Source organism: Colwellia piezophila ATCC BAA-637 (genome assembly GCF_000378625.1).
GTDB classification, from domain to species: Bacteria; Pseudomonadota; Gammaproteobacteria; order Enterobacterales; family Alteromonadaceae; genus Colwellia; species Colwellia piezophila.
On record NZ_KB905164.1, the window covers coordinates 84,836 to 111,009 of the forward strand.

A 26,174-nucleotide genomic window follows, 5' to 3' on the forward strand; every position below is an offset into this window, starting at 1 on the left:
TTTATTACGGTCATACCCGAATTAATTTATCGGACGTGGTATGGATACCACTTATTTAGGCAATGCATTGAGCATATTGCCCTGTATCCATATCGCTAGTTATTATTCTTTACTGTTATATATTCAAAACAATGGATTCCCGCCAAGACAACGCGGGAATGACGGCTGAGAGGCTAGCGATTAAACAAATTCTCTGCTTATTACGTCATACCCGAAGTATCTTGTCGGGTATCCATGTGTTAACTCACTAATCTCGTTCATGTCTTATCCGAGTTCTATTGACGGACGAGGCACGGATGCCACTTATTAGATAATGCATGGAGCATATTATCCTGTATCCTTTTTCTCGCTATTGAGCTTTGACTTAAGCCTCTACAATACTCAGCACAATATCTTTCACTTCGTATATTCTTAAACCATCTTTCGATAAATTAGCATCACCGATTAAACGTACTTCACCATTCGATTTAACGATATCGGTGATATGCACATCAAGTGACATTTGTTTATTTAGTGGTGTGATCTGACCGCGGTATTTCCATTTCACTAAGGTTGCTGGTGCGATAAATCTTGGGTTAGTAAAAGCTTTACCTAAATCATTTTTCAAAGCGTAGGTTTGCATTAATTCAATAATGGCTTCTACACCTAATGAGCCTGGCATGACCGGATCTTGATGGAAGTGGTAACGGAAGAACCAATCAGTGGCATCAATGGTACGTTCACCATGAACATAAGCAACCCCTGCTTTACCACCACCTTCAACAATTGAAACGGTATCGATAAAGTTCATTTGACCGCCGGCAAGTTTGTAATGCGGTTTGCTCGCTGGTGCTTGATATAAAGCTAACCCTTTATCGGTTAAGTCAAACACTTCAATATCATTTTTCGGCGTATTGTTATCAACAAACCATGGATAGGTGACTTTACCGTTATCTATGCCCAGTTGATTGGTTAAGGCATCGCTGCCGAAGTAACCAAATACTGCCGTGCCTTTATAGAACAAGTCATGACTGGCAAGATCTTGTGCCGCTTTACTGTCATCTTTTACATAAAGCTCAAAGGTGAAACTTTGAATGATCATACCACCCGCCATGGTAGTGCTTAACAAGGCTGATTTATTAACAATGGTTTTGTTGCGTAAATCAACTTGTTTAAGCAAATCACCACTGCCGTCAAGGTTACGGAAGAATAAATCTTTTTCTGGGTAAACTAAGGTGGTGCCCATGTAACCAGAAATAAAGCCGTTCGGTTGTAAGGCAATTTCCATGATTAACGAATATGGCATCCAGTTATTAACGCTGTTTTTAGTAAAATACCAAGCGTCATCCGGTACAAAATATTCGGCGATACAGCTTGATGGTTTTTTCAAATCTAAACGTGTGCCTTGTACTTCAACCACTTGCGTCACTACTTGTAAATCACCACATGGCGTGCGCGGCGGTATACGGCCTTTATAAACGTCAAAATCGGGGCCAAAACATTTTGAGATATTACCGGTAGCAAATTCAAACATATGCCACGGGGTAAACGGCGCAGTATTAGGCACGCGATTTTGTCCGGCTAGCATAGGCGCTTCAAAATGTTGAATCGGGGTTACGCCCTTTTCTTTTGGCGCGTCAAAGTCAGACATCACTTTCATTAACGGGCGTTCAATGTGCTTAAATGGGTTAATGCCACGTTCATCTAACTCGCTACTATCAACCGTACTATTAATCGTATTCTCGACTGCGCTTGCAACGTTGCTTTCAACTGTGCTTTCAACAGTATTTTTACTCACTAAAATTACATTGTCAGGCAAGGTGACTGGGTAAGGAGAATTTTCATCTTGCTCGGTGATCATCATCGCCAAGTTTTTAAAATCAACCACCACTTTGCCATCTAAAAGAATATCTATATTTGCTTTAAGGTATGGATATGGCTGCATGCCCATTTCAGTGACTTCCATACGGTAAGTCAACGTATTATGCTGCGGCTGAACTTGACCACGACAACGAACCGTTTGCGACTCACCTGGCATAGGCTGGAAGCGAGCATTGTTCATATTGGCGTGCATGCCTAGTGACAACATAAAGAACATCGCCATTTGACCACAACCTTCACTCATTAATGAGCCGGCCATTACTTCATCACCCTTAAAGTGACATGGGAAGTACCAATGATCCGGTGCTAAATCTTTTTGCCCTTCAACAACACCTAAACCCCAATGTCCGCCGCTAGCGTCAACACTGATAATACGTTCAATCATTAAGAATTTTTCTGATGAAAACTTGATTGATGGGTTACGACCTTGTTGATCATAATCACTGCCAAAACAGCCTGCCACATCACCATTGACTAACTTCATCATGTCATTGTAATCATATTGATCACGTGGACGAGTTAACAATGGTGTAAATGATGTTTTAACCGCATTAGCGAACTCTGCTTTGTCTTTATCGTTATGAATAACACCTTTGCCGTCTTTTAATTCATCGTCAGTAAAGAAGCCGGCACAACCCTTACGCATGATTAATACTTTTTTATCACCAACATAACAGTCGTAGTGGAAGAAGAATAATAACTGCTCACCATTTCTCGCATAAGAATCAATGTGAATTTCGTAACGCAGCGTTTCGCCGCCAAAAGCCATTTCTTCTAAAAAGGTTAATTCACAATCAAGCAGTCGATAAACTCGCTCGCCTTTGGCTTGAAAATCAATGCCAATATAAGAAATCAACAATAAATCACATTGTCCTGACTCTACCGATACTGACCACGGAATTTGACCGTCAATTAAAAATGGCGCATCAACAGGGATATCATACTCGGTGCACATGTATGATTTTTTATATTCGTTTACCGTTGCTTCAAGCTCAGTAACACGCGATACCAATAAATAATCCGTGGTTGGCAAACGAACTCGACGTGAGTAGCTATCAATGATTTTATATTCATCACCAAATACTTTGGCGATATCACCTTCAGCAAATTCAACTAAGTCTGCGGTATCCCAAATAATATTTTCAGGTTGGTTAAAGCGTTCTTCTAGTTGCAGTGGAGGATAACTATACCCTTTAGGTCCTTTCACTTTAAAGGAACCGTTAAAACCAGACTGTTCAGCCCAGTATTTATTTGCCTCAACTAAATCAACCGTTTGTTCATTTGAACTAACAACCGAAAGCTCCGGTGTATGAGCCGTTGGCATTACTGACTGAGATGTTACTGACTGAGGGGTGGCAGCATACGCAGGTAAGCCTGAACTAACATTGGCTTGCATTGCTAACAGCTTAGAAATTTGCTGACCAGCCACTTGGCGAGTGGTTAAAAACGCCTGATGGGTGGCAGATTCTTGATAAATTTCTTTACTGGCCTTATGTTTTACATTGCTTTTAATAGTCGCTTGAGAGGTACTTTTCACTTGTGCTCCAGTTACGATTTTTGATCGTGTTTTACTTTGACTAGTGTCTTGAATTTGTGTTTGAGTTTGTGCTTGTGCTTGTGCTTGTGCTTGAGCTTTGTTTTGTATTTGTCTTTGTTGTTGGACAAGCAGCTTAGGCGGTAAATTAGTTAAGTTAATGCTGTGTTTTACCGGTGCTAAAACTTTGCCTGCAAACGTTTGTTTAATACTCGCCATTTCTGCTAATTGCCCTTTAGCGACAATAGCATCGAAAATTGAATTACCGCCTAAGGAAATGGTTTTAATTAACTTAGGTCTTATCTTGCCTGTTACCGTTGCAGGTGCTGACTGATGGGCATGCTTACTTGACGATAAAATAAGGTGGGCACAGCTTTCATCTTTACCTAAACCGTTAATTGCTATATGGGAACGGGCAATGTGAGTCGCTGTATTCGTTTTAGCTGAACGCTCATCTAATACTTTGTCATTTAAAAGCAGCGCAGATTTAACGATACTTGCAACACCTGAGGCATTAAAGGTATGGCCAATATTGCTTTTAACCGAACTGATAATTTTACCTGAATAGAGTTTTGGTAGTGCTTGCTTTTCTGCGGCATTCTCGCTAATAAAACCACTAGCGTGAGCTTCAACACTGCTGATGTCTGCGGCGCTAAGTCCTGCAATGGCTAACGACTTATTGGCCGCTTTAACAATCGCCTGTTCATCGCAGCCGTTAGCAAAGCTAATGCTGTCGATAGTGGCGTATATTTGCTTTTCATTTACTTGGGATGCTGGTTTAACTACAAAAGCAGCCGCGCCCTCGCCTACTGACCATTGCTCTTGATTAAGAACATTGTTTGAATTTTGTTGGTCAACGGCTACCTTGCCATAGTGCTGTCTTAAGGTGATATTTTCTATCGAGCCGGCTAAATCAACTGAGGCAATAATCACCGCATCAATATCTGAGGTTTGGAATAAGTTTTCGGCTAATTCAACACAACGATAAACAGAGTTTTCTTCTGCCGACAAGGTAATAGCGGGGCCAGAAAAATCCCATAATGCCGAGATACGTGACGCCATAATATTACCAATAAAGCTGGTATATTGATTTAGCTGAGCAGCAAAAGCGACTCCATCTTTGGCGATATTGGTTAAAGTTTCGCGTTGCTCATCACTTAAACTAACACCTTGTTGTTGCAAACTTTCTTCAATTTGTGTACTTAAATTAACGCGACCACGGTATTGATGTAGCTCTAATTCAATGCCCATAGCGACTAATACCGCAACATTGCTGCCTTCTTTAAGGCCAGCATCTTTAGCGGCATTATCAGCAACTTTCATCATCATAAGTTGCTGTGGAATTAAACAGTCTTGCTCATTAGGCGGCACTTTAAAGCGTAAGAAGTCGATATCGAAATCTTCAACGTAGCCGCCTACTGGCGCTTTCGTTAAAGATAAGGCATTCATCACTTCAGTGTTTTTCTCAATGCCTTTCCAACGTTTAGTTGGTAATTCTCTAAAGGTATTACCATTACTTTGAATCAGCGTTTTAAAACTGGCCAAATCTTTAGCGCCACCAAAGTGCGCGTCCATACCAATAATCGCTAACGGCTCACGGGCTTTCACTGTGCTAGTTACCGGTGTTAGGGTTTGTGTTGGCTCTTGCAATACCAAATGAGCATTAGAGCCACCAAAGCCAAAAACACTAACCCCAGCCGTTCTTGGCTTACTGTTTGCTTTACCGTTGGCTTTACTGCTTGAAGACCGTGGCCAATCGATGGTATCTGTTGGCATTTGAGCGCCACTTAAATAACCTTTTTTCGAGCTTAGTGGCTCATTTAGGTTGATCGTTGCTGGAATTTTAGCTTCTTTAAGCGCCCAAATCGCCTTGGTCATGCCCGGCATACCTGCGGCGGTAAGCAAGTGACCTAAGTTAGACTTTACCGAGCCAAGCAAGGGTTTATTGCCATTTTCTCGAGGGAAACGACTAAAAAATGTATCCATTGAGCCAAGCTCAACGTTATCACCCTTGGGCGTGCCCGTTGCATGACATTCAATGTAATCAACATCACGTGGATCAACACCGGCATTATCATAGGCACGTTCGTAAACTAAAACTTGCCCTTTGGTATTTGGGCTTAAGACGAACTCGCCTTTACCATCATTCGATAATGCGCCGCCTTTGATAATAGCGTGAATTGTATCGCCATCTCGTACCGCATCACTATGGCGCTTAAGCACCATCATGCCAGCGCCTTCGCCGGCAAATAAACCTTGAGAGTTTTTATCAAACGGGGCGTGAATATTGTTGGCCGGATAGGCTTGGAAAATTGAGAAACCCATATTGACAAACATAGGATCAGCGCCAGAAACCGCGCCAGCTAACATCATGTCAGCCTTGCCAGTATGCAGGTAATCACAGGCTAATTTCACTGAATAACAACTTGATGCACAAGCGGCATCAAGCGAAAAGTGTGTGCCACCTAAACCCGCTGCTTTAGCAAGTAAAGCCGAAGGGTAGCCGGCAACTAAAGCATTGTCGGCATGAATATTATTATCGGCAATGTCGCTATCGGAAAAGTGACTTAGCTGAAAATCTTTATTGAGTATCTGCTTTAATGCGCCATCAACAACCTGGTGATAAAGCGGCATAAACAAGTGATTAGATGACTTGGTTGGAAAGGATAAATTCCCTAAAATCACGCCACAGTGTTCAAGTTTATCACTGCCCCAATAACCGGCATCGGTTAATGCTTGTTGGGTGACATATAAGGCCCACTGATTTAAATCATCTAATTGATTAAGATAATCTGCCGTTAAGCCATTTTGGCTTTGAGCATTGTTTTTACCGCTCTCTTTACCCTCTATTTTACCATTTGTGTTAACGAAAGCACTGGCATCAAAATCGAAACCACGGATATAACCGCCCTGCACACAGTAAAACTTATCTGTATCACCTTTCTTGCCGGTGTACTTGGCCGGATCGACACCCATTTGCTCTTTAGTGGCTTGGCTTCGACAATCTTGTTTTTTAAGTAGTTGCTGCCAAAATTCTTCCGGCGCACTTGAGCCGGGGAATAAATTAGCAATACCTACTACAGCAATATTTTCCATACTTTCCTCGAAAACTTTTGTAATACCAATTTGATTAAATTATTGCTCACTTGTGCTGGTTAAAATACTCCATGTCAGCGTTGCTCTCAATCCCAATAGCCAGCTATTGCTCAATCGAGCGCCTTGCCCTGATTTATTTTCCCTATGCACAACAAGATCACAAACTTAATCAAACTGGTATAATTCTTTTTAACGTTTTTACGCCATAGCCGAGATTTATTGTCGGACATGGCGTGGACGTAATTAATAGACAATGCATGGAGCCTATTGTCCTGTATCCAATTTTATTTACAATTCTACTACTTAAACATCAAAAACATGGATCCCCGACTAGACACTTCGGGGATGACGGCGATAGGCAAGTCACCTCACCATACTTCACATTCGTTATTGACGGCTGTGAGACAAGTGCCTACCGGTTTACGTCATAACCTAGTGCCTATCCGTTTCACGTCATACCCGAGGTCTATTGTCGGGTATCCAGTTTTATTTATTCTTAATTCTTCTGCACGATTATCGAGCCTTTAAATAAGGTGTTGATATCAAGTGTCACGCCATGGCTGATTAACTTTGCCAACGCTCTAAAATAGGTTAACTCATCACTGGTGCCTTTAGCATTTACCGGCACAGCAACGCGTGGTTTATTGGTAACTTTACTTTCTGTGTCACCTTCAACAGCACCTTGAAAGTCTAAAATTTTATCGGTCCAACTACACAATGAGCGACCTGGTCCCATTTCAATAAATACCCGTGCACCTTGGTCATGCATGGTATTGATCAAACGAGGGAAATCTACTCGGTCACACAAACATTTAGCGACACTGTGGGCGATAGCCTTACTAAGCTGTGGTACAGGTAAATAACACGAACTTGAATACATCTTGGTTGGCAAGCGTGGATTTACCGCCATGGTGTATAGCTCAACCATGTCTTGGTATTCTTTTTTGGCCGGTGCACTATGAATAGCATTGGCCATGTTTAATGCCATGGCACGCACGCCGAGTTTTTTAATGACGCGAAGACAGGCTGCGGGATAACCCGCTAATAATAAACTGTCGGGGGTATTAATGATGGTGCAATAAACACGGTCTTCACCTTCACTGGCTGTTATAACGTCATCAAGTGTTGCCTTGATGGTATACGTTTCCCAAATCAGTTCCTTAGCTTTTAAAGAACCTTCACCCGTCAGCTCAGGCAAGTGCCAATGCTCACGTAGGGTAAGTAAATCACCACATAAACGTTCATTAAATGTACTTGAGTTAGCCAGTCGCGCGCTCATTAAACCCGGTTGTTGCCAAGCGCCAAGCGCGGCGTACATGCTAACTTCACCCATGCTATAGCCAGTCGCATAATCTGCTTTTACCTTAAAAACGTTCTCAAATACCTTAGTGAAAACACAAGCAAAACCAACGCCTGCTTCGGCGATATCGGCCAAGTTGCCACGCAAGTTTAAATCAAGCTGTTTTAATTCTTTAAAGCTAGGACGAACAATAGTGCGTGGGTTTAATAATTGATCCTTTAAACTGGCGCCAATATCTTCGGCTAAATCAGCTACATCTTGGTGGATTTCTGGGAATAAGTGAAACAAATCACGACCCAAACCCACATAAGTTGCGCCAATGCCCGGATATAAAAACGAAACATTGTTGGAGCCTTCACTTACAGTTAAATCGCTATTTACCGGCTTGGGAGTAAAATAACTGCCTTTTGGCGTTCGCCATTCTTTATCTGTTTCAAATGCAGTAACAATGCCTGACTTAGCCGAATCTACTTCTTTTAATAACTCGATTTTTGATTCACATAACAAGACAATGCTGTATGTATTTTTTATAGATTTAGCTTGCTGGTAATAACTGAGCGCAATAGCTTGAATTGATTGCGCATGCTTTTGGAGGGAACTTTCAAGCTCAGTGAGCTTTGATAATAAGCTTTGCTGATTATCTGCTGCCACCAGTACCATTTTCAAAGCACTGCTAGCAATAAAGCCATTATGGCGAATATCTTCGCTAGGATGCTTTTCACTGCTACTAGTAAGCTTATTTTCTGCAAGGATTAAATGACAGTAATCATTATTATTAGCAGCTAAACAACTATAAGCGGCCAGATGAGCATTACCCTCTGGATGTGGATACCAAGGTCGAGCCTCGGTAGCCAGGTAAAAACTTGAGTCTTGCCAGTTTTGTAATTCACTTGCTATAGGCTGCTGCCAATCACTTATTGCCGGAATATAACGTTGCTGCAAGGCAATAACGCTGCGCAGTAAACCAAATACTTGTGAAAAGCCTTCGCCCTCACCCGTAACGCTACGAGCACAAGAAACTGCAGTGCTTAGTTTTTCTTCATCAGCATAACTGGCAATTAAACCATTAGACTCTGCTGTGGCAAGCTTACTATCCGCCAAAGCTGAGACTTCTAATAAACCAATATCATTAGCGCTAACTTGAGCATTATCTAGTGCTGATGCAGTAACCTTTTTCACCTCAGTAGAATTAGTGACCTCATCACCAACGGCAAAGCCTTTTAGCCATGAGTAAACATAACTGTTATTACTTTGCGCAAAACTTACCGATGAAAATAACAAGGCGGCCAAACCATGACAGTTCTGATAACCTGCAAAAGTCTCATCAAAACTGTTAGTAGCTAATGGTTCTGCGGCTAAATCTGTTTCAGTAACGCTTTTAGATAGGTTACTTTTGGCTAGGTTAACGCCAACTAATGCCACTAAGGCATTTTGCGAAATAAGCTTTTCAATTTGTAACATGGCCTTGGCTAATGAGCTAACCACAACAGCATTCTCAATATCGACTTTTTGGCTTGCTTCGTTTTGAACAAGCACGATAACCTTGATATCAGCGCAAGGAACTTGGTTAGCAAGCGCCATTCGCTCTACGGCAGCTAAACAGCTAAGTTCAAGGCTGTTTTCTAAAGGAATAGCCTGCTCTTTAGCCAAGCTATTACCTAACCCTTTACCCAAGTAAAGAGCTCGCTCCACACAGTCAATATTATCTTGAACAGCGAATTGATTTCCAAATTGCGCATCTAAACCAATAATGGCACTGTTATAATTACTTATTGCCATTAACTTGTTTTCTCACTTTTAGGCGCTACTTTAGGAAGAAATAAGTCGTTTAAGTTGGCACTAGCAGTAACTTTAGCTGATTTTAACTCAGACAATACTTGCTTATTTTCAGCAATAAATTGTATATCAGCCACTAACGAACCACGTTGCTTACCTTTTGCTGAGCTTTTAACGACTTTTAACTGCAGGTAAAAACGTTCACCTAGCGCCACTTCACGATATACCGTCCAGCTTTGTGTACTTGACGGTAAACTACCTAAGCCAAGCTGTTTCTTCACCCAGACCAACATTGCTTGGTAAGCAATGTCATTGGCGAAAATGTTACTTTGGTTTTTACCCATGATATTGCCTAAACATGGCACAGCGAATTCACCTTGCTTAGCACTGGCAACTTCAGGTACTTGGCAACTGAGTAATAAACCTTGCTCGTTACACTCAAGTATTTCACTAATACCTTGTAAGCTTGGCCCATGGAATAAAGTACCGTTACTGTACAACTCTGCTGCCGTTTCACCTGTAGCTGGTATTGTTAATTCAACCGTTGGACTAACGGCTAGCTCATTTACTAACGTCAACTGAGCGCCATAATGAAATACCAATTTACCATCAGCGTTGACGCTTGAAATTTTACTATCAACAATCAAACTGTCGTTAATAAGCTCTGCGTTCATATCAATTTGATAATCACTCGCTTCATTGCCATCAAAGATGATGCCTTTGAACAACTTGTAATTATCTAAACCTTGATAATGAAAACCAGTGTAGGCAGCTGTCGCCGCCTCACTCATCCAAGCAATAGCACACACGGTAGGTAATACTTGGTCATCACCAATAGTGTGGTCAGCTAAAAAGGCATTGTTAGTCGCTAAAAGTGTTTTATTAACACTTATTGTTAAGCGACTAACTTGTGGCTTTTTTACAGAGCCACCTTCTGCTTGATCTTTACTTTTATCCTTAGCTTGGTCTTTAGAAAGGTCATTACCAACAAGAATTTGTGCACAACGGTTATTGTCCGCCGCTAATTCACTGACCAACAATTTTGCGCCGGCATCAAGCGGAATGATGTAAACACCACGGTCGTTAAACATACGTTTAAGCTCAGGTGTTACCATGCCACCATCCCAAGGCCCCCAGTTAAAGCTAAGCACTTGCGCACTTGGGTTTAACGCTTTAAAGCGATAAGCGGTTTTATTTAAAATATCGTTAGCGATAGAGTAATCAGACTGACCAGGGTTGCCATAGAAACCAGCAGCTGATGAGAATAAAACTAGGTGTTTAATATTCTCATTCTCGGTAGCCGCTAGTAGCGATAACAAACCATCAATTTTTGTGCTGTACACCGCATTAAATTCTTCTAAGGTTTTTTGCTCGATAAATTTATCAGCTAATACGCCAGCACCATGGATGATGCCGGTAATTTTTCCATAGTCAGCGCCAAAGTTTTTGCTAATTTCCGTAACAGCAGCAGTAACACTGTCACTGTTAGTGACATCAGCGGCAGCATATTGTGCTTGACCACCTGCGGCTTTAATTGCCTTTAAGGTTTGGGCAATTTCACGATTTGCCAATACTGGACGAACAAATTGCGTCACTTTAACTGGCGTAGGTTTATCACCTGCAGCAATTAAGGCTTGCATCGCCGCTTTTTTCAAAGCAACTTCTTCAGTAATACCTTGTGCCCAGCTTGGCTCGTTTTCGTCAAAGACACTACGACCTAGTAGGATAAAGTTAGACTGATATTGCTTGGCAATTTCGATAACACAATGAGCGGTTACGCCTTTTGCGCCGCCGCTAACTAAAAATACTGAGTTGTTATCAATACTTGAGCCAGTTGCAAGTGCATAACTGTCGGTAGCAACACCGGTCAGCGTTAAACGTGTTCCCGTGTTGTTGCTAAGGTTGTCAGTATCGTGAGCAACTTCTATGGTTGTTGTATCAATATCAAGTAATTCATCACTAATGATAGTTGCCGCTTTATCTGCGGCTAACTTAGTTGATAAATCAACGATTCGACAGAAAACACTATCATTTCCTGCGTTCCACTCGTGATTGATGGTTTTAACCAAACCGGCTAAACCGGCTTGTACTAAATCAGCTTTAACATCGGCCTTAACTTGATTCGCACCCTCGGCATTAGCAAAACCTAACGCGCCACCTTGACGTGTTACTACAACAAATGAAGCACGTGCTTTCGTTGCTGCTTTTACTTTAGACAATTTAGCTAAAACAAAAGCTAACATTAAGCCTTGTTTTGCCGCTTCAGGATATTCAATAACATTAATGGAATTTTCACCTTTAGGGGCAGTTCCTTTAAGACCAGGGCTTTGCAGGTAAATAACCGCATCAAGTTGGTCGTTGCTCTCGATGATGTCTTTAATTTGTGCTTCATCAAGTGTTTTATCACTTGTGCCAATTTCAATAACATTAACAGCTTTGCTAAAGGCTTTTTTCGAGCTACTAACTACCCAGTTAGGTTTTAATGCAGTGACCTGCCAACCTTGTTTAATAAGCTTAGCGCTTAAGGCAACAGCTGCGCCAGTACCGTCATCGACGATTAGCGCATTAGCTCCTTGCTCTTTACTAGCGAAGGTTTGAACGATTTTATTAATTGAAGATAATGCGGTTAATGCCACTGTTGCACTGGGCGCACCTTGAAAGCTTGCGCTAACTTCACTAACGTTTTCAGCTACAGGCACCACGGCTTTAGTTCCAGGTGGTGTTGGCTCTGTTGGTGACACTTTAGATTGCATATAACTTACGATTTCGCCTAACGTGCGTAGCTCTGCTAAATCTTCTGGGTTTAATTCAGGAAGGTCTGGGATAGTTTCTTGCACTGCACCTAAGATCTCAACACGTTTGATTGAATCGATACCCAAATCAGCTTCCATATCCATTTCAAGCTCTAACATTTCAGTTGGGTAACCAGTTTTCTCGGCTACTACTGTCATCATTACTTTTTGAATATAATCAGCATCAATCGCCGGAGTGCTTGAGTCTTCAGTACTCTCTACCACACTATTTTCAACGGAAGTTTGTTCAGTAGGAGCTACTTTAGATTGCATATAACTTACAATTTCACCTAAGGTGCGTAGCTCTGCTAAATCTTCTGGATTAAGCTCTGGTAAATCTGGAATAGTCTCTTGTACAGCACCTAAGATTTCAACACGTTTAATTGAGTCAATACCTAAGTCTGCTTCCATATCCATTTCAAGCTCTAACATTTCAGTTGGGTAACCAGTTTTCTCGGCTACTACTGTCATCATTACGCTTTGAATGTAATCAAGGTCAATGGCGGGTGTAGTAGCAACTGGTGCGCTGCTCTCGCTAACTGGCGAACTAGCTACAGGCGTCGCTGCTACTTTAGATTGCATGTAACTTACGATTTCACCTAAAGTACGTAACTCAGCTAAATCTTCAGGGTTAAGCTCGGGCAAATCTGGGATGGTTTCTTGTACAGCACCTAAGATTTCAACACGCTTAATTGAGTCAATACCCAAATCTGCTTCCATATCCATTTCAAGCTCTAACATTTCAGTTGGGTAACCGGTTTTTTCGGCTACTACTGTCATCATCACGCTTTGGATATGCGCTAAATCGATTGCTGGCGCGCTTTCATTAGTTTGCACACTCGCTGTTGTTGAAGCAGGGGCATTACTTGTGCTAGCTACTTTAGATTGCATGTAGGAAACAATTTCACCTAAGGTTCTTAATTCTGCTAAATCTTCAGGATTAAGCTCTGGCAAATCAGGAATAGTCTCTTGCACAGCACCTAAGATTTCAACACGTTTAATTGAGTCGATACCTAAGTCTGCTTCCATATCCATTTCAAGCTCAAGCATTTCAGTTGGGTAACCGGTTTTTTCGGCAACCACTTCCATCATCACGCTTTGGATGTGTTTTAAATCAATGGCTGGTGCAGCTGCACTTTCATTCGCTGGCGCGCTAACAACAGCTACAGGATCGGCTGATACTTTACTTTGCATGTAAGAAACGATTTCACCTAACGTTCTTAATTCTGCTAAATCTTCAGGATTAAGCTCAGGAAGGTCTGGAATAGTCTCTTGCACAGCACCTAAGATTTCAACACGTTTGATTGAGTCGATACCTAAATCCGCTTCCATGTCCATTTCAAGTTCAAGCATTTCCGTTGGGTAACCGGTTTTTTCAGCAACCACTTCCATCATCACGCTTTGAATGTGTTTTAAATCAATGGCTGGTGCACTTGCAGCAACTGTTGTTTCAACTAAGTGAAGTGCTGGCGCGCTTGGCGCAACTGATTCAGCCTTTGACTTCATGTAGTTAACAATTTCACCTAAGGTACGTAACTCGGCTAGATCTTCAGGATTAAGTTCAGGTAAATCGCTAATGATTTCTTGTACTGAGCCTAAGATTTCAACACGTTTAATTGAGTCAATACCTAAGTCTGCTTCCATGTCCATTTCAAGTTCAAGCATTTCAGTTGGGTAGCCGGTTTTCTCAGCTACTACTTCCAGCATCACTGTTTGAATCTTTTGTAAATCAATAGCCGGTAAATCAAGAGCTTCAAGGTCAATTGATGCTGCTGGAGCGGAAACCGCTACTGAGATTTCAGCCACTGGTGCAAGAGCAGCAGCGGTTGCCACGCTTTGAACCGGAGCAGCAACAGGAGTTACTGGCGCTGGTTGTGTAACTTGCGCTACTTTTGGCGTTGTTGGTGCAGATACTGGCGCTTTAACTTCAGCGGCTTTAATTGCAACAGGAGTTTGTGCTGCTGGTGCATTTGTTTCAGCAGAAGACAACATAGCAGCCATATTATCGGTTTGATTATTTAGATATTGCTCATGAACACGTAAGGTTTCTGATTGGAACTCATGGTACATGCCTAAAGTACGGTCGAGACTTTCAGGTAACTCACCGGCTTCTTGAGAAGAAAGAACCGCATCAAACGTTTTAGCGTATTCTTTTGGACCTTGCATGTATTGTTCATGTACGTTTAACAACTGCTGTTGATGTTCAACAAACTGGCTAACACTGCGTTCAATACTCGCGCCTAAATCGCCATTATGGCTTGGCACTGGTGTAGCTACTTGCGTACCAACGGCAACGTTGCCTTCAACAACAGTACTATCGACGACTTTTCCATCCATAGTGACGTAAACAATTTTCTCTACTTCAACAATGCGCTCTACTTCAACAATTTTTTCTACGATTTTAACTTGCGCCTCTGGCACAGCAACCGGTGTAGTATGCGCTTGTTTAATAGTCCAACCATCATTTAAAGCATCATCAAACGCTTTTTTGGTTTTCGGGCTAACATAAGATGCCCCTGTCAGTTTCATTGCCAATGGTGACATTTTAACTGCAGTTAATGGACGTTTTACCGCGCTGTATGGGTCAATGTCATTAAGCTCTAAACCTAATACCGCCATTTGCACTGCGGCTAAGCGCATTTGCATATCAGCTGATTTTTTAGGATTAGCATTAACGGCAATAGCAACGACATCGTCTTTATCTTTTAAGATGTTTTCAACTAATTTGGTTAAAACATTTTTCGGACCAAACTCAACAAATACTCGACCGCCATCCGCGTAAATATTATCAATTTCTTCATTAAAATGAACCGATTCTAAAATATGCTTTTTCAGACTCTTTTTAATATCCGCGGCTTTGTTTGAATGGGCTTTTGCCGTGCCATTTGAATAGACAGGTACAACAGGCTTATTAAACTTGGCGTTATCGATAGCATCGCTAAAGGGTTTTTGTGCATGACCAACCAATGGCGTATGGAAAGCTGCCGATACCGGTAAAGGCACAACCTTGTAACCTTTAGCTTTTAGCTCTTCAATAGCAATGGCTATTTGACTAGTTACACCGGCAACCACTACTTGGTTATTCGAATTGTAATTAGCAATTGAAATATCTTTAATGTCTTTTATGTCAGCGGCTACTTTGTCCGGTGCACCGACAACGGCAATCATAGTGCCGGTATCTACGCTACTATCTTCTGGTGCTGCCATGGCTTGACCACGACTGCGCGCTAGCATCATATAATCACTATCGTTCAATACACCAGCGGCCCAAAGTGCCGTTAGTTCACCAAAACTATGACCTGCGGTAAAGTCAGCTTTAAAACCAGCATTAGTGAAGGTTTTATAAAGACCAACACTTAAGGTGCCAATGGCTGGTTGCGCATGTTGCGTTAAACGTAAAGCTTCATCTTGTGCTTTACGGGCATCATCACTAAATACTGGAATAGGATAAGTGGTCGGCGTTAATTGCCCTAAACCTGCATTAGCAAATTCAGTATCCATATCTTGCGCGGCTTGCATAACACTTGGGAAGTTACAGGCTAACTCGCGACCCATATTGACGTATTGTGAACCTTGACCTGAGAAAAGTGCAACCACTTTGCCTTGAGTTGTTATCGCTGATTTACGGAAATAAATTCCGGTCGGTACCGACCATTCTTCACTGCCAACTTTGCTCGAAAACTGTTTTAGTGCACCATCAATCATCTTAATAGCTTCATCAGCATTTTTAGCAACAAAACCACAACGGGCTAAATCACTTGCCGGTGTTGATAAGCTATTTGTCGTTACTAAAGCATTAAAAACATAAGACTGATCATCACTAGCAACCGTTAACTTGCTTTTCCACTCGGTTAAGGTGCTAACTAAGGCTTGCTCATTGCTGGCAGTCACTAAAATAGTTTGTGCTACGGCATTTAAACGGTATTGCCCTTGTGCTATTGGTGTATGCTCTTCTAATACCATATGGTAGTTAGTACCACCAAAACCGAAGGAACTAACACCAGCACGACGTGGTAAACCGTCTTCGCGCGCCATCCACGGACGGGTTTCATTGTTCAAATACATTGGGCTATTTTCTATGTCTAGCGAAGTATTTGGTTGATCGATATGAATGGTTGCCGGCAATACTTTATGATGTAGTGCTAACACGGCTTTAATCATACCAGCAGAGCCAGCAGCGGCTTTGGTATGGCCAATTTGTGATTTTACTGAGCCTAAAGCAATATGCTGTTTTTGCTCATTATCTAAACCGAAATGCTTAATTAAACCACCAAATTCAGCGGCATCTCCAGCTTTAGTGCCTGTACCGTGCGCTTCTATTAAACCACAGCTTCTTGGATCAAAACCTGCATCATCATAGGCACGTTTTAATGCTTTAGCTTGTCCGTCTGGACGTGGTGCGTATATAGATTTAAAACGACCATCCGAAGAAGTACCAATACCTTTAAGTACCGCATAAATTTTATCGCCATCACGCTCAGCATCTTCTAAGCGTTTAAAGGCCATCATGCCGATACCTTCACCGATCATCATGCCTTTTGAATCATTATCAAACGGACGTATATCTTCACCTGTAGTAAAGGCCGGTGTTTTTGAGAACGACATATACATAAATGGTGAGTTATCACAACAGACACCACCAGAGATCATCACTTCAGAGCGGTACTCTAATAAGTCAGAAACCGCTAATTTAATCGCCGCTAATGAACCAGCACACGCCGCATCAACCACACAGTTAGTACCACCAAAGTCAAAACGGTTAGCAATACGACCGGCAATAACGTTACCTAACATGCCTGGGAATGAATTTTCTTCCCAGCCGATATAAGCTTTCTTGAATTTTTCGATAATCATGGCGCGATCTTCGGCGTCAACACCCGATGCTTTTAAAACTTTTTCTAATACTGGCCCTTGCAAACGAGACGTTAGTGGTGAAATTTGTTTCTGACCACCACCGACACCTAGCGTAATACCTATTTTATCGCGGTCATAACCTGAGCCATCACCAATGCCAGCATCATTTAAAACATCACGAGCAACTACGAGTGATAAGAGTTGTGCTATATCGGTTAATTCTAAGATATTTGGCGGTAGACCAAACTCCATGGGGTCAAAATCAATTTCTGGTAAAAAACCACCACGTTTACAATAGGTTTTATCTGCCGCTTTTGGGTCGCTATTATAATAGTCATCAATCGCCCAGCGGTCACTCGGCACATCTTTAATGCCATCGACTGACTCAAAAATATTGTCCCAATAATCTTCTAGATTTTTTGCATCAGCAAAAATTGAGGCCATGCCAACAATAGCAATAGGACATTCTTGCAAACGCGAATTAAATTGTTGTTCGTCATTAAGTCCTAAATTAGACTCTTTGTTAGGTGATTTTTCAGCATTGACTGCTTTAGTTACTGGCGTTTGCTTTTTTGCCAGTTTAGTTGTTTTAGCCATGGTAGATTATTCTCCAGTTGAGGATTCATTTGCATTTTCGCTATGACAATGGCCAACATCACTTTGATGATTTGCTTCATCAATCGTATTGTTAGTGGCATTGTTCAATAAACGAAAACGACTTAAAAATTCAGTATAATTACCCGCCAAAATTCGGCGGATATGGAATGGGGCTTTGGTGAGCACATAACTCATGTAACGGCTAGCCGCATCGGCTTCATTACCGTCATAAATATCAACATAGACCCAACCTGATGCGGGGTCATTGGCCACTAACAAACGTCGTTTTTTTTGTTGTTTTTGACCTGAGTCGTTAGTAGATTCTTTATCAAAAAAGTCAGGCAGTTGAGTTACTTTCACTTGTACAACTTCTTCTACCGATAAATTATTGGTGCGATTTAATACTTCACGCATCGCTTTAGGGGAAATATCTGACAGTAATACTTGATGATCAAGGGTATCTTCTAAGGTGACTTGCACGGGAGCGGTAAGTGGATTATTGACATCTGAGTCGGCATCGACAAATTCACCACTATCTTCCATATCAGCTAAGCGTGAAACGCCGTGGCGCTTCAAGCAACGCTGCAAACCAGCCCGGGAAACATTTACATTAATAAATTGTTTACAGACCGCTAATAATTCATCCAGAGAAAGTAATAAACGAGTGCGAAGCTCAACCACCACATATTCTTGTGCTTCGCTTAATGTGGTATTTAACTGCTTAGGCACATGAGAGGCATCAGCAAGGGATTCTCGTTTTCGCCATTTTCGCACCGTTGATTCTGAAATTTTCAGTAAACGGGCAAGCACCGCAGTCGGTAATGCTGACTCATGAATAAACGCCCTCATCTCTGGTGTGGTTGTCGCATTGGCATGTTGCTTAGTCATTTATTATTCCGATATCGCTTAAGGCAAAACTTGCATAATTAAAAGGTTGCAGCTCATATTCAACGGCAGTGTTAGACGGTATAGTTTGCTTACTCATTTTTATCTGTAGACTCTTATCGGGTGTTTTTATCGGGTGTTTTCATCGATAAATAGACAAATTTATAACTTAACGCGGCTAATATACACAGGTTTCAAACCCAACACAATCACCCGAGACAATATTACCACCAAAATAGACTAAGGTATTAGCCCCTCTGTTCGACTAGTCGGCAATATACCTTTACTCTTAATGGATAATTTCTTTCAGTGGCTAGCACTATAGACAGACAGCCATTTTGCTGTACATTCTGAAAGTTTAAATAAACGGATAAAAACAAATTACCTCTGAACGCTTTATGATAAAATCATCTTTTTGGAAACATTAACCACACGTTAAATAAACAACACAAGCTACCGATACTTTATGACCTCTTTTTCTCAAGCTGAACTGGCAACACGCTCAAAACAAAAGCTCACCCTAACTAACAATGAAATTCATTTATGGATGACCAAACCAGAGCAATTACTCGGTAAGCATGAGTTGTTAGCAACTTACGCAACATTACTGACCCATAAAGAAACAGCCAAGCAGCAACGCTATAAGTTTGCTAAGGACAGGCACGATGCTTTGATTACTCGCGCTTTTATCCGTGATTTGTTAAGTTATTATGCGGATATAGCGCCGCAGGATTGGCAGTTTGAAAAAGGCGAAAAAGATAAACCAGAAATCGTTAATTGTCCGCTGCCGCTACGATTTAACATCAGCCATACTAAGAACCTCATTATTTGCGCAGTAACCCTTGAAGATGATATTGGCTGTGATGTTGAAAATACCGGCCGAAGTAATGATGTATTAGCCATTGCTGAACGTTATTTTTCACCAAAAGAAACGACTGAGCTTTTCGCCCTACCAGAAGTACAACAACGTAATCGCTTTTTTGATTACTGGACCTTAAAAGAGTCTTATATTAAAGCCTGGGGTTTAGGGTTAGCGATACCACTTACCGACTTTAGCTTCAACATTAACGATACGACACAACGCCATCAAAATTCATTTACTATCAAGCAGGATATTAGTTTAAGTTTTGCTGAGCACAGAGTTGATGAACCCCAAATTTGGCGTAGCTGGTTAATGTACCCAAGTATTGAAATAGATGAAAAACAGCAGCACAGAATTGCTTTATCGTTGAGATCAACAACAGCAAACCAGAAAACTGATTACCAAATACGGTGCTTCAATACCCTGCCCTTACTTGGTTATCAGGAAATATAAGTTAACGTTTTTTCTAATGGTGCAGACCACTTTAAAGGAATAATAATGTGTCAAAAAAAATAGCAATAATCACCGGTGCGGGACGAGGTATAGGCGCGGCAACAGCAAAACTTTTTGCCAAAGCAGGTTATGCGGTTTGTATTAACTACAAATCAGACGAGAAATCTGCCAAAAAAGTTGCTCTGTCAATTACTGAAAACGGAGGTGAATGCATAACCGTTCGAGCCGACGTTTCCAATGAAGATGATGTGATGCGCCTATTTCATACCGTTGATAAAGAATTAGGCTCACTTAGCGTATTGATAAATAATGCCGGCATATTAAAAAAACAGTCGCGTTTGGAAGATATGAGCGCTGAGCGTATTAATGCGGTCTTGGTGAATAATGTTACTAGCTATTTTTTGTGTTGTCGTGAAGCAGTTAAACGCATGTCGACAAACCATGGCGGTTTAGGTGGCGTTATCGTCAATGTTTCCTCTGGCGCCGCACGCTCAGGATCGCCAAATGAATATATAGATTATGCTGCTTCAAAAGGGGCAATCGATACGTTAACCAAAGGTTTGTCGTTAGAAGTGGCCGCTGAAGGTATTCGAGTGAACTGTGTTCGCCCTGGTTTAATTCATACCGATATGCACGCCGATGGTGGTGAGCCCCTGCGTATTGAACGCTTAAAAAATATTATTCCAATGCAAAGAGGTGGACAGCCCGAAGAGGTGGCTGAAGCAATTTATTGGCTTGCCAGTGATAAGTCGTCTTTTTCTACCGGTAACTTCTTAGACTTGGCTGGTGGCCTTTAAGGCTTCCTGCCAACCTTCCTGTATGCCTATAACGTTAATAATGAATAACATTAAGTGGCCACTTTTCTTTATTTGTGAACACGCATTAGTTCTATCTCGCTTTTGCCCCCAAACCGAGATGGAAATTATAAATTTTTCTCGAACAAACGATGGATGCTGGCCACTAAAGGGTGGAGGACCTTCATTTTTCCTTTATTACTTATTCTGTTTAGTTACCAAACCGACATTTTTACGGTAGCCAACAATAGGCAGAGGAAACCGACCTGCCAAATATTGAGTGCCGTAACTTATGCCAACAAGCATAAATACAATAAAAGTTAATACTATATAACTGCCTCCCCCGACACTGGTAATCACGGGACCAGGACAAAAACCAGCTAAGCCCCAACCTATACCAAAAAGTATAGCTCCAGAAATTAATGGTCCGTCTATCGTCGTATCGGTAGTCAAATTAAGCTTATCACCACTAATAGCATGATTACGTTTTTTAATGACAAGATGATAAAAAGGTGTAAATACCATTAAAGCACCACCCATAACAAAGGCTAAGCTAGGATCCCAATTGCCAGTAATATTTAAAAAGCCAATAACTTTAACTGGATCAACCATGCCAGAGATCACCATACCTGCTCCAAAAAAAGTACCTGAAAGCAAGCCGATAAAAACTCGAAGTAATTTAACTGTAATCATTACAAACCACCTAATAAATTACGGATCAGCACAACAATAATAGCGGTTGTCATGAAAATACAGGTTGCAATGATTGAGCGCTTTGAAAATCTACCCATACCAACAATGCCATGACCACTTGTACAACCGTTGCCTAAACGCGTACCTAAGCCAACTAATAAGCCAGCTAGTGCAACTAAAAAGATATTATTATTAATGATCTCAGGTAATTCAAATCCTAAAGGGCTTACCACATAAACACTTAATATCATGCCAATAACAAAAGCCACTCGCCAGCTTGTTTCATGCTTTTGGCGTGATAGTAAACCACCAATAATGCCACTAATTCCAGCGACTTTACCGCTAAATAACATTAATAACGCGGCGGATAGCCCTAACAACATGCCACCAAAGAGTGATTGCCAAGGTATAGTAAATCCCATCATATTCTCACTTTTAACTTACTGTATATGTATATTTTATTGGTTAGTTTTCAACAAAAATCGTGTGTAAACTAGTAATTAATGCCGCAATACGTGGATCGGCAAGAGTATATAAAACGCTTGAGACTCTTTTTATTGAGACTAGGTTCTTTTTTCTTAATACCGAAAGGTGCTGTAAAAATGCGGAGGTTGCTTGTAATGCACCCGCGTCCATTTTTCCTTCCATCTACTGACAAAGCACGAATAATCTTTCTGGATGAACCGTTGTTTTCAATAACTCGGCAACAACTTCCGCTTTATCTTATATGTCATTTAATTTCATCATTATTTCTTTATGGTAATATTTAGCCTGTATATTAATGATTGAATAAATTTAATCAAAACTTATTGAGCAATTAATTGTTGGCTTTTTTATTTATTAGTATTTGCTACATTAGATATGCATAAATTAAGTTTGACTAGAATCATACTACAGAACCTGTAACAAATTTTGGCCCCTCTTGTTCAGACTAAAAGGACTATCAAGCGCACTTTTGAAGTCATCCCAATGCAACTTCGCGACTGACTGTAATGGTGGCTTAGTTCACATAGAGGCTGAACGACTTATTGGCAAAAAGTCATCATCAAAAGCTTAAAGTTTTTATCTATGGGGAACGTCAGCTATCGGGAAACTGCTAGAGGAATTTGATTGTTAAGCCATGTCCGCTGTAGATCAAAAAACACTAAAATTTTCAGTATAAATTTTCAAATACGAATGTCTTCAGAGTGGCATAAGTCTATTTTTTTTTCGATGTTGGCCAAACAAAGGCAGCGGGCTTGGTGGCAGTCGTTTCTGCTACTGCTGTATTCTGAGCGAGTATCCCCCTGATTAATTTTCCCGTTTCTTTATGCTTACTACAAAATGTTTTTAGGTATAAAATTTCAACTCTACTGCGTGCCCAAGGGGTTGTACGCAGAAATTTCAAACTTGATTTAAGACGCGGTTTATTAGTGAAACAACGAATATTAAGTAACTCCCCCATCTTCTCCCAACCAATTTTCTTCTCCAGTTCGGTTAGAATCTGTTCCAATTTCACGCCGTGTAGCGGATCATTACTTTTATTCATAGTCTACCTAAAATCAAAAAATAGCATTGTAACAAGTTTCCTAAATATTGACAGACTTATGCGTTTAACTCACGTAAAAGAGCACCAAGAACTTTATGGAAAATCTAATGTCCTCAGTGAGCGGTGAATTCAATGGATCGCAGCAACACATTGGCACTAACCAATTTTAGTGCCAAAAAAGTGCAACCGATTGAGGTATTCGGTTTATGATCACTTCTACCACACAGCGGTCTAAATTTCGGCTTGAATTTATCACCAAAAATAGTCAGCTTCGCCACCAAAGCGATCATAGGATATTAGTTAAGCCTTACGACAACTGATAGCCAAAAGCGGTCATTAAGCCTTTGCAAATTCATGAGCATATTTAGGGCAATATTAGCCAAAAAAACCTGCTCACTTGTGGGGCTGGTTTAAGCTCATACCAGACAGTGGTATTTCAGCTTAAAATGCTAATTGATTCCATATTGCTGTCGGTTTTTACTATCCCATTCCCTCCAACTAAGGGGCAGTTTAGATACTATTGCTGACATATAACTAATTAGTTTTATGACTTTCCTGTGAGCTTAGTTGATCTTGGTACTTCCAAGGTTATGCTCTCAACGGATATTTAGTTCTACTTTTTTATAAGCGAATTCTAATCATAATACATTCATAAATTAAGTGACTTTGATTCGAATAAATTTGTATTGAAAGCGAGTGTATTTCTGAAGACGATTTATAAAACAATCGTTTCGTTTGCTTGTTTAAGGGTTTGAGAGTTAATATAAATAATAAGCAATTGATTATAAAAATTATTAAGCTTTGAATGCTAGCACTTATAAAATATTAACAAAGAGTTAAAAATGATTGATGGAACAACAGTTAAAATAATTTTTATTTTGATAACATTACAATTTTTATTTACCAGCGTATTTTTTTATGAAAAAAATCGCCATATCAAAGGTATTAAATCTTTTACATTATCTTCATTGTTTCTATTTTTTACATTCGTGATTTTAATATTTTCCTCGGTGTTATTTAATGCAGTTTACTATATTTTAAATAACGTTTTCTTTGCTTTATCTTATTATTTAATCTGTAGGTCATTTATTGAATTGTTGAATATTCGCTCTTTTATAAAGTTTGAAAAATATTGGTTTATTTTTACTATTCTGACTCATGCTGGATTATCAGCTTTAGAAGTAAAACCAATTATTCTGGTAGCTTACAATGAGTTTTTTATAGGAATAATTCCATTTTCCTACTTGAGTTACCTAATATCCTATAAAGTTAGATATTCTGGAATTACCGAGGAACTTACATTTTTATCGAACAGCCTACAATTCATTTTACTTGGCCATTTCATTTATCTAAGCACAATTATGTTGCCGGAATTAATACCAAATTCTTTCGCTCTAATGCAATTTATACCCGACTCATTAAATGAACAGATTAAAACAGCAAGTTTATTTTGGATTCTTTTTTGTCATATTTCTCTCCTCGTAACATTTTTAATCCTTGTCTTTAGGTTTAAAGAAATTGAGTTAAAAAAAGTGGGGGAAACTGATTATTTGACAGGGATATATAATCGTAAAGCATTTTTTGAGAACGTATCTAATATAGCTAATCAAGAGCAGTGTTACTTTATTATGATTGATGCAGATTATTTTAAAAAAATCAATGATAACTATGGGCATTTAGTAGGTGATGAAGCACTGAAGCATATCGCTAAAACTATTCAAGTTAATATTCATGAAGGTGATCTCTTTGCTAGGTATGGTGGTGAAGAATTCATAATTGCTATTGCAAATACTAGCGAAGAAGAGGTAAAAATAATAGTAGAGCGTATACGTTATCAAATGGAGAAATCACCTTTGATTCATGATGAAATATCCATTCCTATAACTCTAAGCATTGGAGTTTCAAAATGTGCTGGCGTTGACAATCTAAAGGATATTGGTGAAGCAGATACTATGCTGTATCGAGCTAAGGATAATGGTCGAAATCAAGCTATTTATAGTTTCAGCAGTTCTTAAATAACCTATCCATGAAGTGTTTTACACCTATTTCTTTGTAGACACACCTTTACTCACTATACCCTTTAGTGAAAATCAAGAGCTTACAGGTCTAAGGTTTGTTTATTTTTTTGAAATATGACTTTCGCTAGCTAAAACAACATGTTGATTTTTGAAACCATAACTCCCAAAAGCTATAAATTCAAATACCAAAATTATGAAAGCAATGTGATTTTTAGTTAGTATTGCATAAAAGAAAGTAGGCACTATAAAAATTAACGAACTGTACATTAAGACCCTCTCACTAATTTGATATTCAATAGTTATTTTCGTTGAGCAATGCATACAATCGAATATTCTATCGGGAGTTATAAACATAAATTTTCTTAAAACTACGTGTTTTCCACAATTTGGACAATTCAAATTTTTAAAATTAAACTTCGACATATAATTAACTTGATAGTATTTAAAATATTTAAATTTAATATCACATAGTTTTAACTAATATGAAAGTATCGAATGGAATCCTACATTCATCAGGTGAATATATTTACCTTCAAAATCAATGGCTTACCACTATAATCACAAGCTTAATTACTAACAACCAGTTTTGATACTGGGTAAGCCTTTCAATAGTACTTTTCAGTACCTGAGATTGTCTACTATTTAGCGATCAGTTGACCTAAAGAATAACCGATTGCTACCGTCTTCAATGCACCTTGAAGTCATCTCAATGCGATTTCGTGACTGGCGGCAATGGTGGCATTTTTGCCAGTCATGCTATCCGATTAATTGGCAATATTTATAGTCAAATAATACATATTTATATCTATGTGGAACGTCCGATTTCGTATCTAAGTGAACATAAAATTGGATTACGTTAACCGATTGTTTAGGTCAGGTTATCGCTAAAAGCAGGCGTTTTGAATGCATTACAAAAGCTAACTACCATCACAATACATTATATTTTAATTCATAAACAGGCTATTAGTTATTGAAATATGTTATAAAAAACAATCACGAAACATGTAAAAAATATTTTTTAACTTTATCTATGAAAAACAATGAAAAAATTAATCCCTTTCACGTTACTTGCAGCATCAACATTCACATTATCCGCTAATGCTTGAGAACTAATGTCAAAATTAACTTCTGA

Annotated in this window: 11 protein-coding genes; 3 read left to right on the forward strand and 8 right to left on the reverse strand. The window is 39.9% G+C overall.

Features of this window, described 5'->3' with window-relative positions:
• Positions 1-364: 364 nt before the first annotated feature.
• The 4 genes from F580_RS0109270 to F580_RS0109285 all read right to left on the reverse strand — a co-directional run bounded on the left by F580_RS0109270 (position 365) and on the right by F580_RS0109285 (position 18,697).
• Positions 365-6,490, reverse strand: coding sequence for a hotdog fold thioesterase (locus F580_RS0109270; protein WP_019027443.1), 6,126 nt, complete (start codon positions 6,488-6,490; stop codon positions 365-367).
• 496 nt (positions 6,491-6,986) lie between these two features.
• Positions 6,987-9,569 (reverse strand): PfaB family protein, encoded by a 2,583-nt coding sequence (locus tag F580_RS0109275; protein WP_019027444.1) that lies wholly within the window; start codon positions 9,567-9,569, stop codon positions 6,987-6,989.
• The gene (locus tag F580_RS0109280) at positions 9,569-17,809 is read right to left on the reverse strand and encodes a type I polyketide synthase (RefSeq protein WP_019027445.1); all 8,241 of its coding nucleotides are present in this window, start codon (positions 17,807-17,809) and stop codon (positions 9,569-9,571) included. The genes F580_RS0109275 and F580_RS0109280 overlap by 1 nt, the downstream gene beginning before the upstream one ends.
• A 6-nt stretch (positions 17,810-17,815) precedes the next feature.
• The gene (locus F580_RS0109285; RefSeq protein WP_019027446.1) at positions 17,816-18,697 is read right to left on the reverse strand and encodes a helix-turn-helix domain-containing protein; all 882 of its coding nucleotides are present in this window, start codon (positions 18,695-18,697) and stop codon (positions 17,816-17,818) included.
• A 463-nt stretch (positions 18,698-19,160) separates the two neighbouring features.
• Here F580_RS0109285 and F580_RS0109295 point away from each other — a divergent pair, with 463 nt between their 5' ends.
• Both F580_RS0109295 and F580_RS0109300 read left to right on the forward strand, forming a co-directional pair.
• On the forward strand, positions 19,161-20,009 hold the full coding sequence (locus F580_RS0109295) for a 4'-phosphopantetheinyl transferase family protein (protein WP_019027448.1): 849 nt from the start codon (positions 19,161-19,163) through the stop codon (positions 20,007-20,009).
• Between the two features lie 47 nt (positions 20,010-20,056).
• Positions 20,057-20,806, forward strand: a complete 750-nt coding sequence (locus tag F580_RS0109300; protein ID WP_019027449.1) for an SDR family oxidoreductase — start codon at positions 20,057-20,059, stop codon at positions 20,804-20,806.
• A 195-nt stretch (positions 20,807-21,001) separates the two neighbouring features.
• Here the strand turns inward: F580_RS0109300 and F580_RS0109305 are convergent, their stop codons facing one another.
• The 4 genes from F580_RS0109305 to F580_RS0109320 form a co-directional block, all read right to left on the reverse strand.
• A complete protein-coding gene (locus tag F580_RS0109305; protein WP_019027450.1) occupies positions 21,002-21,496 on the reverse strand; it encodes a YeeE/YedE family protein in 495 nt (164 codons plus the stop codon).
• Positions 21,496-21,921 carry a YeeE/YedE family protein gene (locus F580_RS0109310; RefSeq protein WP_019027451.1) on the reverse strand — a complete coding sequence of 142 codons (426 nt, stop codon included), beginning with the start codon at positions 21,919-21,921 and terminating at the stop codon, positions 21,496-21,498. The genes F580_RS0109305 and F580_RS0109310 overlap by 1 nt, the downstream gene beginning before the upstream one ends.
• A gap of 40 nt (positions 21,922-21,961) precedes the next feature.
• Entirely contained in the window at positions 21,962-22,132 is a 171-nt protein-coding gene (locus F580_RS26855; RefSeq protein ID WP_019027452.1) for a hypothetical protein, read from the reverse strand.
• Positions 22,133-22,694: 562 nt separating this feature from the next.
• The gene (locus tag F580_RS0109320; protein ID WP_019027453.1) at positions 22,695-23,024 is read right to left on the reverse strand and encodes a VF530 family protein; all 330 of its coding nucleotides are present in this window, start codon (positions 23,022-23,024) and stop codon (positions 22,695-22,697) included.
• 842 nt (positions 23,025-23,866) lie between these two features.
• Here F580_RS0109320 and F580_RS25480 point away from each other — a divergent pair.
• Complete coding sequence (locus F580_RS25480; protein WP_019027454.1) at positions 23,867-25,039, forward strand: GGDEF domain-containing protein; 1,173 nt, start codon at positions 23,867-23,869, stop codon at positions 25,037-25,039.
• Positions 25,040-26,174 lie beyond the last annotated feature (1,135 nt).

Coding starts and splice junctions, on each gene's coding strand:
- F580_RS0109275 (WP_019027444.1), bottom strand. CDS start 9,569: ATGGCAATAAGTAATTATAACAGTGCCATTATTGGTTTAGATGCGCAA.
- F580_RS0109295 (WP_019027448.1), top strand. CDS start 19,161: ATGACCTCTTTTTCTCAAGCTGAACTGGCAACACGCTCAAAACAAAAG.
- F580_RS25480 (WP_019027454.1), top strand. CDS start 23,867: ATGATTGATGGAACAACAGTTAAAATAATTTTTATTTTGATAACATTA.
- F580_RS0109280 (WP_019027445.1), bottom strand. CDS start 17,809: ATGGCTAAAACAACTAAACTGGCAAAAAAGCAAACGCCAGTAACTAAA.
- F580_RS0109285 (WP_019027446.1), bottom strand. CDS start 18,697: ATGACTAAGCAACATGCCAATGCGACAACCACACCAGAGATGAGGGCG.
- F580_RS26855 (WP_019027452.1), bottom strand. CDS start 22,132: ATGGACGCGGGTGCATTACAAGCAACCTCCGCATTTTTACAGCACCTT.
- F580_RS0109305 (WP_019027450.1), bottom strand. CDS start 21,496: ATGATTACAGTTAAATTACTTCGAGTTTTTATCGGCTTGCTTTCAGGT.
- F580_RS0109270 (WP_019027443.1), bottom strand. CDS start 6,490: ATGGAAAATATTGCTGTAGTAGGTATTGCTAATTTATTCCCCGGCTCA.
- F580_RS0109320 (WP_019027453.1), bottom strand. CDS start 23,024: ATGAATAAAAGTAATGATCCGCTACACGGCGTGAAATTGGAACAGATT.
- F580_RS0109310 (WP_019027451.1), bottom strand. CDS start 21,921: ATGATGGGATTTACTATACCTTGGCAATCACTCTTTGGTGGCATGTTG.